The sequence below is a fragment of the Micromonospora reichwaldensis genome (genome assembly GCF_031845925.1).
In the GTDB taxonomy this organism is placed as follows: Bacteria; Actinomycetota; Actinomycetes; order Mycobacteriales; family Micromonosporaceae; genus Micromonospora; species Micromonospora reichwaldensis.
Window position 1 is genome coordinate 39,824 of record NZ_JAVRFL010000042.1, and the last position, 21,813, is coordinate 61,636.

Below are 21,813 nucleotides of genomic sequence, written 5' to 3' on the forward strand. Positions count from 1 at the left end.
CTCGCCGGCCCTGCCGGAGGTCACCGGGCCGCTCCGCCCGCGGGCCGCTCGCCGGTACGACGGGCGGCCGCTGGTGTGGTGGTCATCGGCGCCCCCTCCCGCGCACGGCTCGGGAACTCTTGGTCCCCCCGGCGAGAGGCTAAGGCAAACCCGGTGGCCGCAACAGGGGGCGACGACCGGGTTCGACGTGAATCATGGGCGGACTAGCCGTTGCGACGCTGCTGACGCCCGGTGGGAGCGGCGGAGGATGAATCCTGCGTCAGCGCACCATCTGTCGGATCGACGACTGCCGCATCCGCCTGGTCGGGGGTCGCCGGCGGACCCTGCTGGGGGAACCGGTCGGGCAGCCGACGCAGCCGGGAGTTCATGTTGCGGATCAGCAGGACGGTGGCGGTGGCCAGAACGAGGATGAGGAAGAGGCCCATGGGCCCGGCCAGGCCACCCGTGCGGGTGTCCCCGAAGTTGTTCTGGGCGAGCACCTCTGCGGCGGTCAGCATGGCGTTCCTCCGGTGTGCGGTTGGTGACCAGGGTAGCCCCGGCCCGGATCAGCGGGCATGGGCCGTCTCGCGCACCCCGGCGAAGAGGTCCGACTCGGGCAGCGGGCTGTCGACCAGCGAGCGCACCAGCTCGAAGTCCTCCGTCGGCCACGCCCGCCGTTGCAGCTCCATCGGCACCTGGAACCAGAAGCCGTCCGGGTCGATCTGGGTGGCGTGGGCGCGCAGCGCGTCGTCGCGGACCGGGAAGTAGTCGGCGCACTCGACCCGGGTCGTGATCCGGGGGCCCTTGTCGGGGCGGTCCTCCCAGCGCTTGATCCACTCCTCGTAGGGCGACGTCAGGTCGGCGGCGAGCAGCGTCTCGTGCAGCGCCATGATCTTGCCCTTGGAGAAGCCGATGTCGTAGTAGAGCTTGAGCGGCTGCCACGGCTCGCCCAGCTCCGGATAGCGCTCCGGGTCGCCGGCGGCCTCGAACGCGGCCACGCTGACCTTGTGGGTCATGATGTGGTCGGGGTGCGGGTAGCCGCCCTCCTCGTCGTACGTCGTGACGACGTGCGGACGGAACTGGCGCATCAGCCGCACCAGCGGGCCGGCCGCCACCTCGACGTCCTGGAGGGCGAAGCAGCCCTCGGGCAGCGGCGGCAGCGGGTCGCCCTCGGGCAGGCCGGAGTCGACGAAGCCGAGCCACGCCTGCTCGACGCCGAGGATCGCCCGCGCGGCGTCCATCTCCGCCCGGCGGACGTCGGCGATGTTGGCCCAGACGTCCGGTCGGTCCATCTTCGGGTTCAGCACGCTGCCGCGCTCGCCGCCGGTGCACGTGACCACCAGGACGTCCACGCCCTCGGCGACGTACTTCGCCATGGTCGCGGCGCCCTTGCTCGACTCGTCGTCGGGGTGTGCGTGGACGGCCATCAGTCGCAGTTGCTCTGCCAACGTCGGCGCTCCTCGTCTCTGGCCCCGGCGGACCCCCCGCGGGACCGCCCGGCTGACCTGCCGGAATCTTCCCCCCGCGCCGGGACCTGCCGGTGCCGACCTGTCATATTTGACGACGGGACGGGCTGGGAAGATGGAACTCTGCCATTCTTGCCGATGCCCCCGACAACGACGCCAGGAGATACCCGCCGGTGACCGAGACGCACGCCACACTTCCGCCCGGCGCGCCGGCCTTCCCGCCCGGCCGGTACGGCCGCCGCCGGGAGCCCGGGCGTCGCCGGCCGCTGCTGGTGGCGTTGCTGGTGGTCGCCCTGGTGGCGGTCATGACCCTGGTCGCCGTGCGGCTCTACCGGCAGTACGGCGACCCGAACTACGACGCCGAGGTGATCACCTACACGGGGATCACCGACAGCCAGGTGCTTGTCGACTTCCGGGTCACCGTCCCGAAGGGCGGCTCGGCGGTCTGCCTGCTGCGCGCCCGGGACCGCGACGGCGCCGAGGTGGGCCGGGAAGAGGTGACGGTGACCGCCCGACCCGACCAGCGGCAGGTGACCGCGCAGCACCGGCTGGCCACCACCGCCCGCCCCTTCGTCGGCGAGGTGATGCGCTGCCGGCCCGCGGGCTGAGCGGCCACGGCGCGGGCCGGGCGCGCGGCCCGGACAGCCTCGGCGGCCCGGGCACCCGGGGGTACCGCCGGTGTTCGAGCGCGCCCTGTGTCGTACCGCACTGGTAGCTTGGAAGTTCACCTGTCAGCCAGCACGCACGAACGAGGAGAACGCCTGTGTCCACTGGCAACGAGGCGCCCGCCACCTGGCTGTCCCAGGACGCGTTCGACCGGCTCCAGGGCGAGCTCGACGAGTTGATCGCCAACCGGCCGGTCATCGCCGCCGAGATCAACGCCCGCCGCGAGGAGGGCGACCTGCGGGAGAACGGTGGCTACCACGCCGCCCGCGAGGAGCAGGGCAAGGCCGAGGGGCGCATCCTCTACCTCAAGGAGCTGCTCCGCACCGCCAAGGTGGGCGGGGCGCAGGCCGCCGACGTGGTGTCGCCCGGCATGGTCGTGACGATCTACTTCGACGACGACAAGGACGACACCGAGACCTTCCTGCTCGGCTCCCGGGAGATCGCGTCGACCACCGAGCTGACGGTCTACAGCCCGGAGTCGGCGCTGGGCCAGGCGATCCTGGGCGGCCGGGCCGGCCAGACCTGCACCTACACCGCCCCCAGCGGGGCCGACATCAAGGTGACCGTGGTCAGCTTCGAGCCGTTCTCCGGCTGAGCCCCCGCCGCCGGGCCGGGTCGGCCCGGGCTGGCGACACGGCCGCCCGGGTGCCGATCCGGCCAGGCAGCGACGACGAGCGACCCCGCGAGGCGTGGCACCGGTCCCGGTGTCACGCCTCGCCGGCGAAGACCACCTGGTAGCCGCTGGCCCGCAACGCGCTGATCAGCGTGTCGGAGTGCTCGACCCCCCGGGTCTCCACCGACAGGGCCACCTCCACCTCGCCCAGGCGCAGGTGCGGATTGGCCCGCTGGTGCTCCACGTCCACCACGTTCGCCCGGTGCTCGGCGATCTCCCCGAGCAGCGACGCGAGCTGGCCGGGGCGGTCCGAGCAGCGCACCGTCACCCGCAGGTAGCGCCCGGCGGCAGCGAGGCCGTGCTCGATCACCCGCAGCATCAGCAGCGGGTCGATGTTGCCGCCGGAGAGCACCGCCACCACCGGCGCCTGCACCTCGACGACGCCCGCCAGCAGCGCGGCCACGCCCACCGCGCCGGCCGGCTCGACCACCTGCTTGCCCCGCTCCAGCAGCATCAGCAGCGCCCGGGAGATGTCCTCCTCGGAGACCGTGACGATCTCGTCCACCAGCTTGCGGACGTGGGTGAAGGTGAGTTCCCCCGGCCGGCCGACGGCGATGCCGTCCGCGATGGTGCCGAAGGACGGGAGGCGTACCGGCTCGCCGGCCACCAGGGAGGGCGGGAAGGCGGCGGCGCCGGCGGCCTGCACGCCGATGATCCGCACGTCGGGCCGCAGCGCCTTGGCCACCACCGCCATGCCGGAGACCAGCCCGCCGCCGCCCACCCCCGTGATGATCGTCCTGACCTCGGGGCACTGTTCGAGGATCTCCAGGGCCACCGTGCCCTGGCCGGCGATCACGTCCCGGTGGTCGAACGGATGGATCAGCGTCGCGCCCGTCCGCTCGGCGTAGGTCTGCGCCGCGACCAGGGACTCGTCGACGGTGTTGCCGACCAGCTCGACCTGTGCGCCGTAGCCCTTCGTGGCGGCGACCTTCGGCAGCGGCGCGTTCACCGGCATGAAGACCGTGGCGTGCGTACCGACCAGGCCGGCGGCGAGCGCCACCCCCTGGGCGTGGTTGCCGGCGCTCGCCGCGACCACCCCGTCGGCCCGCTCCGCCTCCGACAGCCGGGAGATCCGCACGTACGCGCCGCGCACCTTGTACGAGCCGGCGCGTTGCAGGTTCTCGCACTTGAGCCACGTCGGCCCGCCCAGCGCCGCGCTGAGCGGCCGGGAGGGCTCCAGCGGGGTGGTGCGGACGACGCCGGCGAGGAGTTCCCGCGCGGCCCGTACGTCGGCGAGACCGACCAGTTCCGTCATGCCCTGATCGTGCCACCCGCCACCCGCGCCGACGCGCGGCACGCCACCTGTCAGACGGGGGCGGGGATGCGCGGGTAGCCGGGGGCGTGGCGGGACCAGGGGGCCTGCATCTCGAACTGGCCGGCGACGCCGAGGAGCAGCAGCTCGCTGCCGGGCGGGCCGATCAGCTGCACCGCGACCGGCAGCCCGTCCGGGCGGCGGCCGACCGGCACCACCAGCGCGGGCAGGCCGGCGATGTTCCACGGCGCGGCGAACGGGGCGTACCGGACGTTGGCCAGCATGTTGGCCCGCCAGGACCGGCCGGACCAACCGCCGGCCTCCGGCGGCGCGGTGGCCAGGGCGGGCGTGAGCAGCAGGTCGACCGAGTGGTCGGCGAAGAAGCCGATCGAGCGCTCGCGCCAGGCGGCCCGGTCGGCCTCCCGGACGTACCCCCGCCGCTGCGCCCACTCGCCGAGGGCGACGTGCCGGCGGCTGCGCCGCTGGAGACCGCGCCGGTCCACGCCGGCGGCGCGGACGTCGGCCGCCGCCGCGGCGAACCAGGTGGCGATGCCCTGCAGGCCCAGGGCCGTCGGGTAGACCGGATCGGCCGGCACGGTGTCGTGGCCCGCGCCCGCGAGCAGCCGCCCGGCGGCGGCGACCGCGTCCCGGTTGGGCGCGTCGGCGTGCACGCCCCGCACGGGCGAGCGGAGCGAGACGCCCACCCGCAGTCGCTGCGGCGGCACCAGCTTGTCCGGGCGGCGGCCGGCCAGCACCGAGAAGCCGACGGCCGCGTCGGCGACCGTGCTGGTCAGCATGCCGTGCTCGGTGAGCCCGAACCAGTCGTCCGCGCCGAGCTGGCACGGGACCACACCCCGGCCCGGCTTGAGCCCGACCAGGCCGCAGCAGGCCGCCGGGATGCGGATCGAGCCGAGGCCGTCGTTGCCGTGGGCGATCGGCACCAGGCCGGCGGCCACGGCCGCGGCCGCGCCCCCGGACGAGCCGCCGGGGGTACGCCGGGTGTCCCAGGGGTTGCGGGTCACGGCCGTCTCGTCGTCGGTGAGGCCCCAGAGGCCGAGCTCCGGCATCCGGGTCACCCCGAGGATCACCGCGCCGGCACCACGCAGCCGCCGGACCACCTCGTGGTCGGCCTCGGCCACCGGCGTACGCACCGCCGCCGACCCGTTCCAGGTGGGCAGCCCGGCGACGGGGGTGTTCTCCTTGACCGCCACCGGCACCCCGGCCAGCGGAAGGTTGGCCAGGTCCTCCTGCTCGTCGACCTTCTCCGCCTCGGTGATCGCCTCCCCGCCGCGTACCGTGCGGAACGCGGCGAGGTCGGCGTCGACCCGGGCGATGTGGTCCAGGTGGTCGGCGACGACCTGGGTGGCCGTGACGTCGCCCCGGCGTACGCCCCGGGCGATCTGCTTGGCGGTCGCCCCCACCCAGGTCGGCATGATGTCCTGCACGGCCACCCTCCCAGCCAGCGGTCAGCCCAGCGCCTGCTCCAGATCGGCGAGCAGGTCGTCGACCGTCTCGATGCCGACAGACAGTCGCACGAGATCGCCGGGAACTTCAAGCGGCGAGCCGGCAGCACTTGCGTGTGTCATCCGGCCCGGGTGCTCGATCAGGGATTCCACCCCGCCGAGCGACTCGGCGAGGATGAAGAGCTTCGTCCGGTTGCAGATCTCGACGGCGTGGTCCTCGCCGCCAGCGGCCCGGAACGAGATCATGCCGCCGAAGCGGCGCATCTGCTTCGCGGCCACCTCGTGGCCCGGGTGCGCGGGCAGCCCCGGGTAGATGACCTGACCGACCTTGGCGTGCCCGTCCAGGTAGGCCGCGATCCGCTCGGCGTTGTCGCAGTGCCGGTCCATGCGTACGCCCAGGGTCTTGATGCCGCGCAGGGTCAGCCACGCGTCGAAGGGCCCGTTGATCGCGCCCATCGCGTTCTGGTGGTAGCGCAGCTCCTCGCCGAGCCCGGCGTCGGCCGCGACGAGCGCGCCACCGACCACGTCGGAGTGGCCGCCGATGTACTTGGTGGTCGAGTGCACCACCACGTCCGCGCCGTGCGCGATCGGCTGCTGGAGGTACGGCGAGGCGAACGTGTTGTCGACGACCAGCAGGGCGCCCGCGTCGTGCGCGACGCCGGCCAGCGCGGCGATGTCGGCGATGCCGAGCAGCGGGTTGGTGGGCGTCTCCACCCAGACGATCCGGGTCCGGCCCGGCTCGACGGCGGCCCGGATCGCGTCGGGGTCGGAGACCTTAGCCGGGGTGAAGTCCAGCCCCCAGCGCTCGGCCACCCGGGCGAAGAGCCGGTACGTGCCGCCGTACGCGTCGTCGGGGATCACCACGTGGTCGCCCGGCTTGCAGACGGTACGCAGCAGGGTGTCCTCGGCGGCCAGGCCGCTGGCGAAGGCGAGCCCGACGGGGCCGCCCTCCAGCGCGGCGAGGCACTCCTGGAGGGCGTCGCGGGTCGGGTTGCCGGAGCGGCTGTACTCGTAGCCCAGCCGGGGCGCGCCGACGGCGTCCTGGGCGTAGGTGCTGGTCTGGTAGATCGGTGGGATCACCGCGCCGGTGCGGGCCTCGGGGTCCTGGCCGGCGTGGATGGCGAGCGTGTCGAAGCCGTGACTCATCCCGTGAGGCTAATCCCCCGTCCCGAAGGCTGGAACGGAACGGTGCTGTCGGGTCCGCGCCCACGCCGGCGGGCCGGCGCGGGGATGTCTCCCATCCGGGCGGCCGGCATAGCCTGGACGGATGAGCGGGTGCGTGTTCTGCGGGATCGTGGCCGACGAGACTCCCGCCTTCCGGGTCGCCGACGAGCCCGACGGGGTGGCGTTCCTGGACACCCGGCCGGTCTTCAAGGGGCACGTGCTGGTGGTGCCGCGCACGCACCTGGTCGCCCTGGCCGACTTGCCCGGCGAGTCGCTGGCCGGCTACTTCGGCCTGGTGCGGCGGCTCGCGGTCGCCGTGGAGGCCGGCACGGAGGCCGGGGGCACGTTCGTGGCGATGAACAACAAGGTGTCCCAGTCCGTCCCGCACCTGCACACCCACGTGGTGCCGCGCACGAAGGGCGACGGCCTACGCGGCTTCTTCTGGCCGCGCACCCGCTACGCCGACGACGCCGAGGCCGAGACCTACGCCGCCCGCATCACCGCAGCCCTCTGACGCGCCCCCAGCCGTCCGGAGGCGGGCGGAGGCCGGCGGGCCGCCGGAGCCAAGCAGGGCCGGCGGAGGCAAGCGGAGCGGGCGGAGGCAAGCGGAGCGGGCGGAGCGGGGGCGAACGCGACAGCCCACGCGAAGCGGGGCAGGCGTGGCGAGCGACGGGGAGCGAGTCGGGGCGGCAGGACCCTTTGGTGCGCGCCTCTCGACACCCTTTGTCACACACCGTAGCAATGGTCACGCGTCACGCTCTGCTACGAGCGCGCGGGGCGCTCCGGGTGCCATCTCACGCCCTTTGCTCTGCAGCCATATCCGCACCAAGTCGCTGACCTGCCACGACACGAAACGCCCGCGCCGCCAGGACGGGACCGGTCACCACCTAGCGTGACTGTTGCATATAGGGATGCAGAGCAAAGCGGGTGAGACGAGGTCGGCGCGGCCGGCGACCTATGTCACCGCGAGTGATGGGGCGTGCGGCAGACGTGACCGGTCCGAGCGGGCCGCCGCTGCCCGGCGGACGACTGTGACCTTCTCCCGCGCGGCGGTCGCCTGAGTGTGGGTGGAGCGGGTAAGGAAGGCGGATCCGGCGGTGTTGCACGCTGGGAGAGTGACGAGAGGAGTCCCACCGTGTTCCTGCGCCGCATGAAGGCCGAACTGCCCACCTCCGACCAGGCCCTGCCGGGTCGCCTGATCGCGATGCCGATCGCGGACCGGCACGAGGTGCTGGGCACCCCGCTCAAGGGTCCGTTCCCGGAGGGCGCACAGATGGCCGTGTTCGGCATGGGCTGCTTCTGGGGGGCCGAGCGGCTGTTCTGGACGCTGCCGGGTGTGATCACCACGTCCGCCGGCTACGCGGGCGGCATCACGCCGAACCCGACGTACGAGGAGGTGTGCTCGGGGATGACGGGGCACGCCGAGGTGGTCCAGGTGGTCTACGACCCCGCCACGATCAGCTACGAGGACCTGCTGAAGGTCTTCTGGGAGAACCACGACCCGACCCAGGGCATGCGTCAGGGCAACGACGTGGGCACCCAGTACCGGTCGACGATCTACGTGACCACGGACGAGCAGCTCGCCACCGCCCAGGCGTCCCGGGACGCGTTCGCACCAATCGTGGCGCGGGCCGGCAAGGGCGAGATCACCACCGAGATCGACCGGCTCGGCCAGTACTACTTCGCCGAGGACATGCACCAGCAGTATTTGGCGCCCACCAAGAACCCGAACGGGTACTGCAACCACGGCCCGAACGGGCTGAGCTGCCCGGTCGGCGTCGCCCGGGTGCCGTCCGACCTTCACTAGTCTCTCGGGACAGAGCCGGTCTCTCGGGACAGAGCCGGCCGCCACACCGCTCCCCCGCCGGCATCGGCGTGGAAATTTCCTGCCTGAGGTGTCGTATCCGCCTGACGCCGTTCGTAGCGGAGTTGTAGGCAGACAAGGGTCCGCCCGAGACGAGGGAGCAGACATGGCCGAGTACCTCATCTACTTCAACCAGCAGTGGGTGGGTGACCACACTGAGGAGTGGTTTCGCTCGCGCGGACCACTCGCCATGGCGGTCGTGGAGGAGATGAAGGCAGCCGGGGCGTACGTGTTCGCCGGGGGCCTGGAGGGAGGGGACACCCCCGTCTTCAGTGCCGACGCCACGAGCGGCACGTTGGTGTTCACCGACGGGCCGTACGCCGAGACCAAGGAGTGGCTGGGTGGGCTGACCGTGGTGGACGTGGCCGACGTGGAAACGGCCCGGATGTGGGCCGGCAAGCTCGCGGAGGCATGCGGCTGGCCCCAGGAGGTCCGACGGTTCGGCCGCGTCCCGCAATCCGGTGATGAGTGAGGGGGAGTCGGCACGGCAACCCCGGCACAGTCACGGAGGCCGGCGCGGCATCGGTCGCGCCGGCCTCCGCGCTCCCGAACTGAGCAATCGATCACATCCGCCGCCGGGCGGAAACCGCCCCATCCGCCACTCCTGACGCGGTCCGCCACCGGAGCCGACACGTGCCGTGACGGAATCGCGTAGTGTAGCAAAACTTCAAGAAACTGTTATCAGCTCAACGGGCAATCCTCGCCGCCCTCTGGCAGCATTGCCTGGCATGTGCGGACTTGCGGGAGAGTTCCGCCGTGACGGCTCACGCGCCGACGTAGCGGCGGTGGAGCGCATGGCGGCCACGATGAGCGACCGGGGGCCCGACGACAGCGGCGTCTGGGCCCAGGGCCCGACGGCCCTCGGACACCGCCGTTTGAAGATCATCGACCTCTCCGCCGCGAGCGGGCAACCGCTGGTCGACCCCGGTGCGGGACTGACCGGCGTCTTCAACGGGTGCATCTACAACTACCGCGAGCTGCGCGAGGAACTCCAGGCCAAGGGCCACCGGTTCTTCTCCTCCGGCGACAGCGAGGTCGTGCTCAAGGCGTACGCCGAGTGGGGGCTCGACTTCGTCGACCACCTGATCGGCATGTTCGCCGTGGCGATCAGCGAGCGGGACACCGGCCGGCTGGTGCTGGCCCGGGACCGGCTCGGCATCAAGCCGCTCTACCTGGCCGAGACGCCCGGCGCGGTGCGCTTCGCCAGCACCCTGCCCGCGCTGCTGGCCGGGGGCGGCGTCGACACCGGCATCGACCCGGTCGCGCTCGCGCACTACCTGAGCTTCCACAGCATCGTGCCGCCGCCGCGCACCATCCTGCGCGGCGTCACCAAGCTGCCCCCGGCGACCGTACGGGTCTACGAGGCGGACGGCCGCACCTCCGAGCGGGTCTACTGGGACCCGGCCTTCACCCGCTCCGCCGAGCGGGCCGGCTGGTCCGAGAAGGACTGGCAGGACGCCCTGCTGGAGTCGCTGACCACCGCCGTACGCCGACGGATGGTGGCCGACGTGCCGGTGGGCGTGCTGCTCTCCGGCGGGCTGGACTCCAGCCTGGTGGTCGCCCTGCTCGCCGGGGAGGGCCAGCGCGGGCTGTCCACCTTCTCCATCGGCTTCGACGCGGTCGGCGGCCGGGAGGGCGACGAGTTCCGCTACTCCGACCTCGTCGCGAAGACGTTCGACACCGACCACCACCAGATCCGGGTGGCCGCCGCCGACCTGGTGCCGCCGCTGGAGGCGGCCGTCGCCGCGATGTCCGAGCCGATGGTCAGCCACGACTGCGTGGCGTTCTACCTGCTCAGCGAGGTGGTGTCGCAGCACGTCAAGGTCGTCCAGTCCGGCCAGGGCGCGGACGAGATCCTCGGCGGCTACCACTGGTACCCGCCGCTGGCGAAGGTCGGCCGGGACCGGGCGCTCGACACGTACGCCGGGGCCTTCTTCGACCGGGACGCGGCCGGGCTGGCCCGGGTGCTGAACCCGGCCTGGCTGACCGACGGCGACCCGGCGCGGGAGTTCGTGGCCGCGCACCTCGGCCGGGCCGGCGCCGAGACCGCCGTCGACGCCGGCCTGCGCATCGACACCCAGGTCATGCTGACCGACGACCCGGTCAAGCGGGTGGACAACATGACGATGGCGCACGGGCTGGAGGCCCGCGTGCCGTTCCTCGACCACGAGTTCGTCGAGCTCGCCGCGAGCTGCCCGCCGGAGCTGAAGCTGGCGCAGGGCGGCAAGGGCGTGCTCAAGGAGATCGGCCGCCGGGTACTGCCGCACGAGGTCATCGACCGGCCGAAGGGCTACTTCCCGGTGCCGGGCCTCACCCACCTGGAGGGCAAGCTCCTCGACCGGGTACGCGACGCGCTCTCCGCGCCCGAGGCCCGCCGCCGCGACCTGTTCCGCGCCGACTACGTCGACGCCCTGCTTGCCGACCCGAACGCCGAACTGACCCCGTTGAACGGAAACAAGCTGTGGCAACTCGGACTCCTGGAAATGTGGCTCCAGAGCCACGGAATCGACTCACCGTGACCGACACCCTGGCGACCGGCGCGGCCCGGACCGACCGGTCGCGCAACAGCCGGCGACGGGAGCGGGTGGGCCCCGGCGGCGATCCGATGGCGCCGGAGCCGGCGGAGCCGCCGACCCGGGAGGGCCACACCGACGTGGTGCTGGACTGCGGCTGGGGGCGGCTCGTCTTCGGGCAGACCTTCGCCGACCAGGCCGCCGTCGCCGCCGTGCTGCGCTCCGAGGCCGCCGGCTCCCGGGACATCTGCATCTACCTGCGCGACCCGCACGTGCTGGTGTCCCGGCTGCCCGACGAGCTGTTCATCGACCCGTCGCTGACCTACCGGCTGCCGCTCGACGGTGACCGTCCGACCGGCGACGGCGACGTGCCGGGGCTGACCATCCGCCCGCTGGCCGACGCCGCCGACGCGGACGCCGTGAACCGGATCTACGCTCGCAACGGCATGGTCACCGCCGGGGTCGACGTGCTCGTCGCCAACGCGCGTACCGACCGGTTCCTGCACCTGGTCGCCGAGGACGCCACCGGCGAGGTCGTCGGCACCATCACCGGCGTCGACCACGTCGCGGTCTTCGACGACCCGGAGAACGGCGCCAGCCTGTGGTGCCTCACCGTCGACTTCAACACCGCGCCGCCGGGCACCGGCCAGGCGCTGATCACCGCGCTGGCCGCCCGGCTGGTCGAGCGGGGCCGGGCGTACGTGGACCTGTCCGTGCTCGCCGAGAACGGCGGGGCGATCCGGCTCTACGAGCGGCTCGGCTTCTACCGCACGGCGACGCTCTGCGTGAAGCGGAAGAACCCGATCAACGAACGGCTCTTCCTGCCCGCCATGCCCGAAGGGTACGACCAGCTCAACCCGTACGCCAGGATCGTCGCCGACGAGGCGATGCGGCGCGGCATCCGGGTGGAGGTCACCGACCCCGCCTGGGGTGAGCTGCGGCTGAGCAGCGGCGGGCGGACCGTGCTGACCCGCGAGTCGCTGTCGGAGCTGACCTCGGCGGTGGCGATGAGCCGCTGCGACGACAAGCGGGTCACCCGCCGGATCCTCACCGAGGCGGGGCTCTCCGTGCCGCGCGGCCGGACCGCCACCGGCGACGACCGCGACACCGCCTTCCTCGCCGAGGTTGGCCGGGTGGTGGTCAAGCCGGCGCGCGGCGAGCAGGGCAACGGCATCACGGTGGGCGTACGGACCCCCGAGGCGCTGGCCGCCGCCGTCGAGCTGGCCGCCCGGTTCTGCCCGGACGTGCTGATCGAGGAGATGCGCGCCGGCGAGGACCTGCGCGTCGTCGTCATCGACCACGAGGTGGTGGCCGCCGCGGTCCGGCGCCCCGCCTCGATCACCGGCGACGGGGTGCACGACATCGCCGAGCTGATCGAGCGGCAGAGCCGCCGCCGGGCCGCCGCCACCGGTGGCGAGTCCCGCATCCCGCTCGACGACATGACCCGCGACGTGCTCGCCGAGGCCGGCCACGAGCTGCACGACGTGCTGCCCGAGGGGCAGGTGCTGGCCGTACGCCGGACCGCGAACCTGCACACCGGCGGCACCATCCACGACGTCACCGCCGAGCTGCACCCGGCGATCGCCGAGGCGTGCGTGGCGGCCAGCCGGGCCCTGGACATCCCGGTCACCGGGCTGGACCTGCTGGTCGGTGCCCCGGACCGCCCGGAGCACGTGTTCATCGAGGCCAACGAGCGGCCCGGCCTGGCCAACCACGAGCCGCAGCCGACCGCCGAGCGCTTCGTGGACCTGCTCTTCCCCGGCACCCGGGCGCCGCAGCGGCTCTGGACCCCGGCCGGTCCGGGAGGTGCCGCGTGAGCCCGAGGCCCCTGGAGATCGACCTGGACTACCTGCGCCAGGTGCTGGTGGAGCTGCTGGAGATCCCGAGCCCGTCGGGGCGTACGGACCACGTGCAGCAGTACGTCGGCGAGCGGCTCTCCGCGCTCGGCATCCCCTCCACGCTGACCCGGCGCGGCGCGCTCAGCGCCTGCCTGCCCGGCCCCCGCTCGACGGGCGCGGACCGGGCGATCGTGGTGCACACCGACACCATCGGCGGCATGGTGAAGCGGCTGAAGGAGAACGGCCGGCTGGAGCTGAAGACGATCGGTACGCACAGCGCCCGGTTCGCCGAGGGCGCGCACGTGCGGATCTTCACCGACGACCTGGAGCGGGTGATCACCGGCCAGGTGCTGCCGCTGAAGGCCAGCGGCCATCGCTACAACGACGACGTGGACCTCCAGGGCGTCGGCTGGCAGCACGTCGAGGTCCGGGTCGACGAGCCGGTCGAGGACATCGCCGGGCTGCGCGCCCTCGGCATCGACGCGGGCGACTTCGTGGCGTTCCTGCCGAACCCGACGATCGCCCCCAGCGGGTACGTCAAGTCCCGGCACCTGGACGACAAGGCCGGCGTGGCGGCGGTCCTCACCGCGCTCAAGGCGATGGTCGACGCCGGCGTACGCCCGGCGGTCACCGCGCACCTGCTGGTCACCGTGACCGAGGAGATCGGGCACGGGGCGTCGCACGGGCTCGACCCCGACGTGGCGGAGATCGTCTCCGTCGACGCGGCGGTGGTGGCGCCCGGCCAGCAGTCCCGCGAGGACGCGGCCACGCTGGCCATGGGCGACGGCGTGGGCCCGTTCGACTACCACCTGACCCGCAACCTGGCCTCGATCGCCGCCGAGCACGGGGTGGACCTGGTCCGGGACGTCTTCGAGTACTACCGCTCGGACGTGGCGGCGGCGGTGGAGGCCGGCGCGCACGCCCGGGTGGCGCTGCTCGGCTTCGGCGTGGACGCCACCCACGGGCACGAACGCACCCACCTGGAGGGCCTGCGCCAGCTCACCCAGCTGCTCTGCCTCTACCTCCAGAGCGACCTGGTCTTCCCCGAGTGGGACGCCGAGCCGGAGGGCGACCTGGCCGACTTCCCGTCGCTGGCCGTGCAGCCGGCCAGCGAGGAGGGCCCCCGCGAGGGCCCGATCGGCATCGCCGAGAACACCTGACCGCCGGCCCGCCATTCCCCGGCGCCGTGTGATCGAAATCCGTTGCCGGCGGCGCGCGGGCTGGATAGCGTGGCGGTACACGGGAAAGGAGGTGGTCCAGACTTGTATAGCAATCGGACTCGTGAGGTGGCTGTCCGCTAGCCGCTGTCCTCGACAGTGAAACCGTCCGCCGCGAGGCGGGCAACACAGCACCAATCGTCGAGACCGTGTGGCAGCGGTGCGGCGAAACCACGACAGCCACCCGACCCCCGGGGTGCCGGCCCAGTCCAGCCGGCCCGTGCGCGAGCACGGAAGCCCCGGGGGTCGACCCTTTTCCGCAGGCCGGGTGGCCGACGCAGCCGGAGGTCACCGTGTCGATGCGCGAGCTGGTGGTGCTCGGCACGGCCAGCCAGACCCCCACCCGGCAGCGCAACCACAACGGCTACGTGCTGCGCTGGGACGGCGAGGTGATCCTCTTCGACCCGGGCGAGGGCAGCCAGCGGCAGCTCCTGCACACCACGGTCACCGCCACCGACCTGACCCGGATCTGCGTCACCCACTTCCACGGCGACCACTGCCTCGGCCTGCCCGGCACCATCCAGCGGCTCTCCCTCGACCGGGTGCCGCACCCGGTGGCGGTGCACTTCCCGGCCGGCGGCGCCGAATACTTCGCGCGGCTGCGGCACGCCGCCAGCTTCCACGAGACCGCCGAGCTGCGCGTCGAGCCCATCGAGGCCGACGGGCAGCGGATCGCGCTGGGCGTCGGCACGCTGGAGGCCCGCCGGCTGCGGCACCCCATCGAGACGTACGGCTACCGGCTCGTCGAGCCGGACGGCTGCCGGATGCTGCCGGAGCGGCTGGCCGCGTACGGCATCGCCGGGCCGGCGGTCGGGGAGCTGATCCGCGTCGGCCACCTCGACGTCGACGGGCGCCGCGTCACCCGCGAGGAGGTGAGCGTGCCCCGGCCCGGGCAGCGGTTCGCCTTCGTCATGGACACCGGCCTCTGCGACGGGGTGTACGCCCTCGCCGAGCACGCCGACCTGCTGGTCATCGAGTCGACGTTCCTCGACTCGGAGGCCGCGCTGGCCGCCGAGGTCGGCCACCTCACGGCGGGCCAGGCCGCGCGGGTGGCGGCCGAGTCGGGCGTACGCCGGCTCGTGCTCACCCACTTCTCCCAGCGGTACGCCGACCCGGCCCGCTTCGCCGACGAGGCCCGCGCGCACTTCGACGGCGACCTGGTGATCGCCGAGGACCTGACGACCGTGCAGGTCCCGCCCCGACGGGTAGCCTCGGCCGGGTGACGGTCACCCTGCGCCCCGCCACCGTCGACGACCTGATGGCGGTGGGCGCGCTGCACCAGCGTTCCCGGGTCGCCGCCTACGCGTCCTTCCTGCCGGCGCGGGCGCTGGCCGACCCGACGCCCGAGGCGATGGGCGCGTACTGGACCGAGCGGTGGACGTGGGAGCGGGACGAGCACCGGATGACGGTGGCCGAGCGCGCCGGCCGGCTGGTCGGCTTCAGCTATCTCGGCCCGGACGACGAGGGCGACCCGGTGACCGGCCTGCTCAACGCCATCCACCTCGAGCCCGCCGAACGCGGCCGGGGCACCGGGCGCACCCTGATGGTCGATGCCCTGGACGCCATGCGCGCCCGCGGCTGGTCCCGCGCGGTGCTCTGGGTGCTGCGGGACAACGCGCACGCCCGGCGCTTCTACGAGCGCGGCGGCTGGACCCCCACCGGCACCGAACGCGACGAGCACATCGGCGGGCTGCTCACCCCCCAGCTCCGCTACGCCCGCCAGGTGTAAGGAAGGGCCCCTTGTTAACGCTATGCGTTAACAAGGGGCCCTTCCTAACACGTCAGCGCGCGCCGAGGTGGGCCAGCAGGTCCTGGCGGGTGAGGACGCCCTTCGGCTTGCCGTCGACCAGCACCAGGGCGGCGTCGGACTTCTCCAGCAGGCCGACCGCCTCGCTCACCGGCTGCCCGCCGCCGATCATCGGCAGCGGCTCGGCCATGTGCCGCTCGATGGTGTCGTGCAGGTGCGCCTGGCCGGTGAAGAGCGCGTCCAGCAGGTCCTTCTCGGCGATCGAGCCGGCCACCTCGCCGGTCACCACCGGGGGCTCGGCCTTGAGCACCGGGAGCTGCGAGACGCCGTACTCGCGCATGTAGTCGATCGCGTCGCGGACCGTCTCGGTCGGGTGCACGTGCACCAGCTCGGGCAGGCCGCCCGGCTTGCCGGCGAGCGCGTCGGCGACCGTCGGCTCGGTGCCCGAGTTGTCCAGGAAGCCGTACCGGGCCATCCACGTGTCGTTGAAGATCTTGGACAGGTAGCCCTTGCCGCTGTCCGGCAGCAGCACCACGACCACGTCGTCCGGGCCGGCCTTGCGGGCCACCTCCAGGGCGGCCACGACGGCCATCCCGCAGGAGCCGCCGACCAGCAGCCCCTCCTCGCGCGCCAACCGCCGGGTCATCTCGAAGGACGCCTTGTCGGAGACCTCGATGATCTCGTCGGCGACGCCCCGGTCGTACGTCTCCGGCCAGAAGTCCTCGCCGACGCCCTCGACCAGGTACGGCCGGCCGGTGCCGCCGGAGTAGACGGAACCCTCCGGGTCGGCGCCGACGACCTTGACCCGCCCCTCCGACGCCTCCTTCAGGTAGCGCCCGATGCCGGAGATGGTGCCGCCGGTGCCGACGCCCGCCACGAAGTGGGTGAGCTCGCCCCCGGTCTGCTCCCACAGCTCGGGGCCGGTGGTCTCGTAGTGCGAGCGCGGGTTGGCCGGGTTGCTGTACTGGTTGGGCTTCCACGCGCCGGGGATCTCCCGGGCCAGCCGGTCGGAGACGTTGTAGTAGGAGCGCGGGTCCTCCGGCGCGACGGCGGTCGGGCAGACCACCACCTCCGCGCCGTACGCGCGCAGCACGTCCTGCTTGTCCTGGCTGACCTTGTCGGGGCAGACGAAGACGCACCTGTAGCCCCGCAGTTGCGCCACCAGCGCCAGCCCGACGCCGGTGTTTCCGCTGGTCGGCTCGACGATCGTGCCGCCCGGCTGGAGGATGCCCGCCTTCTCGGCGTCCTCCACCATCCGCAGCGCGATCCGGTCCTTCACCGAGCCGCCCGGGTTGAGGTACTCCACCTTCGCCAGCACGGTGGCCTGGATCCCGGCCGTGACGTTGCGCAGCCGTACCAGCGGGGTGTTGCCGATCAGCTCGACGACGTTGTCGTAGTACCGCACCTCGTTGTGCCCTTCTCCTCCGGCGCCGCCGGCGGCGGCCGGGCAGACGTCTTCTCGACGCCCCAGGGTACGTGGGTTCAGGACGCCACGTGTCCGGGGATCACCGAGCTGCGCCGGGCCTCCCACTCCAGGAACCGCTCGGTCTCGGCCAGCACGCTGCCGGCCAGCCAGGTCACCATGACCGCGTCGTCGGCCAGCCCGAAGATCGCCAGCGGAATCTCGGGAAGCAGGTCGACCGGCGAGACGATGTACGCCGTCGCCGCGGTCATCAGGGCCAGCCGCAGGCCGCCGTCGTACTCCCCCCGGGTGGTGGCCCGGATCATCCGCGGCAACGCGCCCAGCCGTGCCCCGAGCGACGGCCCGCCCCGCGACCCGGCCGCGAGTGCCCGGGCCAGCGCGCTGAACGCCGCGGTGCGCTTCAAAGTCTTCCCCATGTTCGGCCCCTCTCCACGTGCCAGGATGGCGTGCCCGCGCAACCGTCCCGGTCACCCGTACAGGTACCCAGGACCGTCGCCTTCCAGGCACCCGCGAGCCGTCACGACGACAGCGGTGTGTCGTGCCGGCGCGATAATGTCGCTGTATGGGGGTCGCTGGTTCCGTCGTCCCGGTTGTTCCGCGCTGGCAGCGCGCCCGGCAGGTCGCCCGCCTCGCGGCGATCGGCACGGGCGCCACCGCCGCGGCCGTGGTGGCGACCGGAGGCGTGCTCCTCGGGCAGGCCCGGCAGGCCCGGCGCACGATCCCGATGGCCGAGGCGCCCCCGCCGCGCTGCGACGGCGTCTACGGCGCGAAGCTGCCCGGCCCGCCGGTCACCGTCGTCGTGCTCGGCGACTCGTCGGCCGCCGGCTACGGCGTGCACCGCCGCCGGGAGACGCCCGGCGCCCTGCTCGCCACCGGGCTGTCCCGCCGCCTGCAACGCCCCGTCCGGCTGCACCGCTTCGCCGTGGTGGGCGCGATCTCGGCGGTGCTGCGGCACCAGGTGGAGGCGGCGCTGGAGTGCCGGCCCGACGTCGCGGTGATCCTGATCGGCGGCAACGACGTGACCAACCGCGCACCGTTCGCCCTGGCCGTGCGCTACCTGGTCGACGCGGTCCGCACGCTGCGCGCGGCCGGTTGCGAGGTGGTCGTCGGCACCTGCCCCGACCTGGGCGCGATCCGGCCGATCCAGCCGCCGCTGCGGTGGCTGGCCAGGCACTGGAGCCGGCAGCTCGCCGCCGCCCAGACGGTGGCCGTGGTCGAGGCCGGCGGCTGGACGGTCTCCCTCGGCGACCTGCTCGGTCCCCGGTTCACGGCGGAGCCGACCCGGATGTTCGCCTGGGACCGTTTCCACCCCTCGGCGGAGGGCTACGCGATGGCTGCCGCCGCCCTGCTGCCGACCGTGCTGTCCGCGCTCGGCGCGGGGCAGGAACGCCGCCCGACCCTCGTCCGGGACGAGGGCGTGCGCTCGCTGCCGCAGGCCGCGCAGGAGGCGGCCCGCCACGCGGGCACCGAGGTCAGCGGCACCCGGGTCAGGGGGCGCGAGCGTGGCCCCGCCGGCCGGTGGGCGCAACTGCGCCGACGAGCCTTCTTCGGTGTCGGCGCGGCGCCGCAGCCCAGCCCCGCCGCCGACTCACCCACACTGGAGGGACTGGCATGAGCGAGCGCTTCATCCCCTCGGGGCTCGCCAATCGACTGGGCCGGGCGGCGACGCTCAGCCTCATCGCCGGCACGGTCGGCGGCGCCGCCGTCCTCGCCGGTCAGGCCTTCGCCGCCCGGCACCGCCGGTACGCCCAGCCGGAGCTGGCGCTCGCCCTGCGCGCCACGGTCGGGCGGGCCGACGCGCCGCCGCTGCGCCTGGTGCTGCTCGGCGACTCGTCCGCCCTCGGCGTCGGGGTCGGCCGCCTCGACGAGACCATCGGCGGGCAGCTGGCCAACCTGCTCGCCGAGGGTCCGACCGGTCGCCGGGTGCACCTGTCCAGCGTCGGCGTCTCCGGCTCACGCTCGACCGACCTGGCCACCCAGGTGGCCCGGGCGCTGCTCGGCGAGCGCCCCGACGTGGCGGTGATCCTGATCGGGGCCAACGACGCCACCACCCTGCGTCGCCCGGTGGAGGCCGCCGCCTACCTCGGGGCGGCCGTGCACCGGCTCCGCGAGGCCCGGGTGGAGGTGGTCGTCGGCACGTGCCCCGACCTGGGCGCCGTACGCGCCATCGCGCCGCCGCTGCGCAACGTGGTCGGCTGGTCGGGGCGGCGGGTGGCCCGCGCACAGGCGGCGGCGGTGCTCGATGCCGGCGGCACGGTGGTCGACCTGGCCACCGAGACCGGCGCCGTGTTCCGGGCCGACGCCGGGACGCTGTGCCACGACGGCTACCACCCGTCCGCCGACGGCTACCGGGTCTGGGCGCACGCCCTGCTGCCGGCCGTCGCCGCCGCCGCGGCGGTCGCCTCCCGGCAGTGACCCGCCGGCCGCCCCCGCCCGGACGCGGTGCCCGCTTGCCGGCGCTGATCCACCCGCCGTCCCGGCCGGGCACCGTGGCCGGCTCCCGGCACTGACCGCCGGCCGTCCCCGCTGTCCCACCGGCACTGACCGCCGGCCGTCCCCGCTGTCCCGCCGGGCGTGACATTTCCCGGCCGGCGGGCAGCTTCCGCCCGAAGTTACCGACGGGTTAACGTTGGTTCATGCCGACTGAGTCGTCCCGCGACGCCGTCATCGTCGCCACCGCCCGCTCCCCCATCGGCCGGGCGCACAAGGGTTCCCTGCGCGACGTCCGCCCGGACGACCTCGCCGCGACCATCGTGCGGGCCGCCCTGGACAAGGTTCCCCAGCTCGACCCGACCGAGATCGACGACCTCTACCTGGGGTGCGGTCTGCCCGGCGGCGAGCAGGGCTTCAACATGGCCCGGGTGGTCGCCACCCTGATGGGCCTGGACACCCTGCCCGGCGCGACGCTCACCCGCTACTGTGCGTCGTCGCTGCAGACCACCCGGATGGCGATGCACGCGATCCGGGCCGGCGAGGGCGACGTGTTCGTCTCCGCCGGCGTGGAGACCGTCTCCCGGTACGCCCGCGGCAACTCCGACGGGCTGCCGAAGGAGGCGCAGGCGCTGGTCGGCGGCGGCTGGGAGAACCCGCGCTTCGCCGCCGCGGCCGAGCGTTCCAAGGCCCGCGCCCAGGGCGGGGCCCCGGTCTGGACCGACCCGCGCGAGGCCGGCGAGCTGCCGGACATCTACCTGACCATGGGGCAGACCGCCGAGAACCTGGCCCAGGTGTACGACGTCACCCGCGCCGACATGGACGAGTTCGGCGTACGCAGCCAGAATCTCGCCGAGAAGGCCATCGCCGACGGCTTCTGGGCCCGGGAGATCACCCCGGTCACCACGCCGGACGGCACGGTGGTCGGCACCGACGACGGCCCGCGCGCCGGGGTCACCCTGGAGGGCGTCTCCGGGCTGAAGCCGGTGTTCCGCCCGGACGGCCGCATCACCGCCGGCAACTGCTGCCCGCTGAACGACGGCGCCGCCGCCGTGGTGATCATGAGCGCCCAGCGGGCCAGGGACCTCGGCATCACGCCGCTGGCCCGGATCGTCTCCACCGGCGTGACCGCCCTCTCGCCGGAGATCATGGGCCTCGGCCCGGTCGAGGCCACCCGGCAGGCGCTCAAGCGGGCCGGGATGACCATCGACGACGTCGACCTGGTGGAGATCAACGAGGCGTTCGCCGCGCAGGTGATCCCCTCGTACCGCCAGCTCGGCATCCCGCTGGAGAAGCTGAACGTCGCCGGTGGCGCGATCGCCGTCGGGCACCCGTTCGGCATGACCGGCGCCCGGATCACCGGCACCCTGCTCAACGCCCTGGACTGGCACGACAAGACGATCGGCCTGGAGACCATGTGCGTGGGCGGTGGCCAGGGCATGGCCATGGTCGTCGAGCGCCTGAGCTGAGCGGACGGCGCCACCACGGGCTGCCCGGCCGGGCGCCGGGGTCGTCCCGAGCGGCCCTCGCCGACCGGTCGGAGCCCGGGCGAACGGTGGGTCGCCGTCACCCCTGGAGGGTGTCGCGGGTCGCCGTCACTCCTAGTGAGTGTTGCGGGTCGCCGCCAGCGCTGGAGAGTGTCGCGGATCCCCATCAGCCCTAGAGAGCGTCGCGGGTCGCCGTCAGCCCTAGAGAGCGTCGCGGGTCGCCGTCACCTCGGCGGCGGCCCGCGCCAGCACCTCCGGCGGCGGGGCGGCGGCGACCAGGTCGGCGGCCACCACCCGGAGCTGGTCGGGCAGCGCCAGGTCGTTGTCGAGCCGGGGCACCGTCCGCCGGGGTCCGCCCTCGACGTCGGCGGCCAGGTTGGCGATCTCCTGCACCAGCCGGTGCACGAGGTCGGCGCGGGACACGTTGCCGCCTGCTGCCGTGGCCGCCCAGCGGGGCTGCTGCCAGTGCCCGACCTGGCGCACCAACAACTCCACCGCCCGCTCCAACTCCCCACCACCCACACCCGAAGTCTACGAACTCCCCGACCCCCCTCCCCTCCCCGCACCCCGGCCCCGCCCTAACCCCGCCCTGCCCTAACCCCGCTCTGCCCGGCTCTGCCCTGCCCTGCCC

At 73.6% G+C, this 21,813-nt stretch carries 20 protein-coding genes and 1 pseudogene; 13 read left to right on the forward strand and 8 right to left on the reverse strand.

Annotation, left to right across the window (positions count from 1 at the left end; genetic code table 11):
- Window positions 1-203: 203 nt before the first annotated feature.
- Window positions 204-497, reverse strand: a complete 294-nt coding sequence (locus tag RM555_RS26750) for a hypothetical protein (protein WP_132233496.1) — start codon at window positions 495-497, stop codon at window positions 204-206.
- Window positions 498-545: 48 nt separating this feature from the next.
- On the reverse strand, window positions 546-1,427 hold the full coding sequence (gene mca, locus RM555_RS26755) for a mycothiol conjugate amidase Mca (RefSeq protein ID WP_132233494.1): 882 nt from the start codon (window positions 1,425-1,427) through the stop codon (window positions 546-548).
- Window positions 1,428-1,618: 191 nt separating this feature from the next.
- Here mca and RM555_RS26760 point away from each other — a divergent pair, with 191 nt between their 5' ends.
- Together RM555_RS26760 and greA are read left to right on the forward strand one after the other, a co-directional pair.
- Window positions 1,619-2,053, forward strand: a complete 435-nt coding sequence (locus tag RM555_RS26760; protein WP_311414334.1) for a DUF4307 domain-containing protein — start codon at window positions 1,619-1,621, stop codon at window positions 2,051-2,053.
- A gap of 155 nt (window positions 2,054-2,208) precedes the next feature.
- Entirely contained in the window at window positions 2,209-2,706 is a 498-nt protein-coding gene (gene greA / locus RM555_RS26765) for a transcription elongation factor GreA (protein ID WP_210835422.1), read from the forward strand.
- Between the two features lie 112 nt (window positions 2,707-2,818).
- Here greA and ilvA read toward each other — a convergent pair whose 3' ends face one another.
- The 3 genes from ilvA to RM555_RS26780 are packed head-to-tail and all read right to left on the reverse strand — an operon-like array spanning window position 2,819 to window position 6,645.
- Window positions 2,819-4,039: a threonine ammonia-lyase gene (ilvA, locus tag RM555_RS26770; protein ID WP_311414335.1), complete on the reverse strand. Its 1,221-nt coding sequence runs from the start codon at window positions 4,037-4,039 to the stop codon at window positions 2,819-2,821.
- 50 nt (window positions 4,040-4,089) lie between these two features.
- Window positions 4,090-5,487 (reverse strand): amidase, encoded by a 1,398-nt coding sequence (locus RM555_RS26775; protein WP_311414336.1) that lies wholly within the window; start codon window positions 5,485-5,487, stop codon window positions 4,090-4,092.
- Between the two features lie 15 nt (window positions 5,488-5,502).
- Window positions 5,503-6,645 carry a cystathionine gamma-synthase gene (locus tag RM555_RS26780; RefSeq protein WP_311414337.1) on the reverse strand — a complete coding sequence of 381 codons (1,143 nt, stop codon included), beginning with the start codon at window positions 6,643-6,645 and terminating at the stop codon, window positions 5,503-5,505.
- 121 nt (window positions 6,646-6,766) lie between these two features.
- Between RM555_RS26780 and RM555_RS26785 the strand changes: the two genes are divergently transcribed.
- The 8 genes from RM555_RS26785 to RM555_RS26820 all read left to right on the forward strand — a co-directional run bounded on the left by RM555_RS26785 (window position 6,767) and on the right by RM555_RS26820 (window position 15,824).
- Entirely contained in the window at window positions 6,767-7,177 is a 411-nt protein-coding gene (locus RM555_RS26785) for an HIT family protein (protein WP_311414338.1), read from the forward strand.
- Between the two features lie 621 nt (window positions 7,178-7,798).
- On the forward strand, window positions 7,799-8,470 hold the full coding sequence (gene msrA / locus RM555_RS26790) for a peptide-methionine (S)-S-oxide reductase MsrA (RefSeq protein WP_311414339.1): 672 nt from the start codon (window positions 7,799-7,801) through the stop codon (window positions 8,468-8,470).
- Between the two features lie 163 nt (window positions 8,471-8,633).
- Window positions 8,634-8,999, forward strand: coding sequence for a YciI family protein (locus tag RM555_RS26795; RefSeq protein ID WP_311414340.1), 366 nt, complete (start codon window positions 8,634-8,636; stop codon window positions 8,997-8,999).
- Between the two features lie 256 nt (window positions 9,000-9,255).
- Window positions 9,256-11,046: an N-acetylglutaminylglutamine amidotransferase gene (locus RM555_RS26800; RefSeq protein WP_311414341.1), complete on the forward strand. Its 1,791-nt coding sequence runs from the start codon at window positions 9,256-9,258 to the stop codon at window positions 11,044-11,046.
- Window positions 11,043-12,857 carry an N-acetylglutaminylglutamine synthetase gene (ngg, locus tag RM555_RS26805; RefSeq protein ID WP_311414342.1) on the forward strand — a complete coding sequence of 605 codons (1,815 nt, stop codon included), beginning with the start codon at window positions 11,043-11,045 and terminating at the stop codon, window positions 12,855-12,857. Before RM555_RS26800 ends, ngg begins: the two co-directional genes overlap by 4 nt.
- On the forward strand, window positions 12,854-14,038 hold the full coding sequence (locus RM555_RS26810) for an osmoprotectant NAGGN system M42 family peptidase (RefSeq protein WP_311414343.1): 1,185 nt from the start codon (window positions 12,854-12,856) through the stop codon (window positions 14,036-14,038). Before ngg ends, RM555_RS26810 begins: the two co-directional genes overlap by 4 nt.
- A gap of 350 nt (window positions 14,039-14,388) precedes the next feature.
- Window positions 14,389-15,318 (forward strand): ribonuclease Z, encoded by a 930-nt coding sequence (locus tag RM555_RS26815; protein WP_311414344.1) that lies wholly within the window; start codon window positions 14,389-14,391, stop codon window positions 15,316-15,318.
- Complete coding sequence (locus tag RM555_RS26820) at window positions 15,315-15,824, forward strand: GNAT family N-acetyltransferase (RefSeq protein WP_311414345.1); 510 nt, start codon at window positions 15,315-15,317, stop codon at window positions 15,822-15,824. The genes RM555_RS26815 and RM555_RS26820 overlap by 4 nt, the downstream gene beginning before the upstream one ends.
- Before the next feature lie 52 nt (window positions 15,825-15,876).
- Here the strand turns inward: RM555_RS26820 and RM555_RS26825 are convergent, their stop codons facing one another.
- Both RM555_RS26825 and RM555_RS26830 read right to left on the reverse strand, forming a co-directional pair.
- Window positions 15,877-17,247: a cystathionine beta-synthase gene (locus RM555_RS26825; protein WP_132233468.1), complete on the reverse strand. Its 1,371-nt coding sequence runs from the start codon at window positions 17,245-17,247 to the stop codon at window positions 15,877-15,879.
- A 77-nt stretch (window positions 17,248-17,324) separates the two neighbouring features.
- Window positions 17,325-17,681 (reverse strand): YkvA family protein, encoded by a 357-nt coding sequence (locus RM555_RS26830; RefSeq protein ID WP_101414212.1) that lies wholly within the window; start codon window positions 17,679-17,681, stop codon window positions 17,325-17,327.
- Between the two features lie 146 nt (window positions 17,682-17,827).
- On the opposite strand from RM555_RS26830, the pseudogene RM555_RS26835 reads away from it, so the two are divergent.
- From RM555_RS26835 to RM555_RS26845, 3 genes and pseudogenes are all read left to right on the forward strand, one after another.
- Window positions 17,828-18,888 (forward strand): annotated as a pseudogene (locus RM555_RS26835) (SGNH/GDSL hydrolase family protein); the annotation flags it as partial.
- Window positions 18,877-19,680 carry an SGNH/GDSL hydrolase family protein gene (locus RM555_RS26840; RefSeq protein WP_311414348.1) on the forward strand — a complete coding sequence of 268 codons (804 nt, stop codon included), beginning with the start codon at window positions 18,877-18,879 and terminating at the stop codon, window positions 19,678-19,680. The pseudogene RM555_RS26835 and the gene RM555_RS26840, both read left to right, overlap by 12 nt.
- A gap of 221 nt (window positions 19,681-19,901) precedes the next feature.
- A complete protein-coding gene (locus RM555_RS26845) occupies window positions 19,902-21,164 on the forward strand; it encodes an acetyl-CoA C-acetyltransferase (protein WP_132233460.1) in 1,263 nt (420 codons plus the stop codon).
- A gap of 219 nt (window positions 21,165-21,383) precedes the next feature.
- On the opposite strand, the gene RM555_RS26850 is transcribed toward RM555_RS26845, so the two are convergent.
- Entirely contained in the window at window positions 21,384-21,704 is a 321-nt protein-coding gene (locus RM555_RS26850; protein WP_311414346.1) for a hypothetical protein, read from the reverse strand.
- Between the last annotated feature and the right edge of the window lie 109 nt (window positions 21,705-21,813).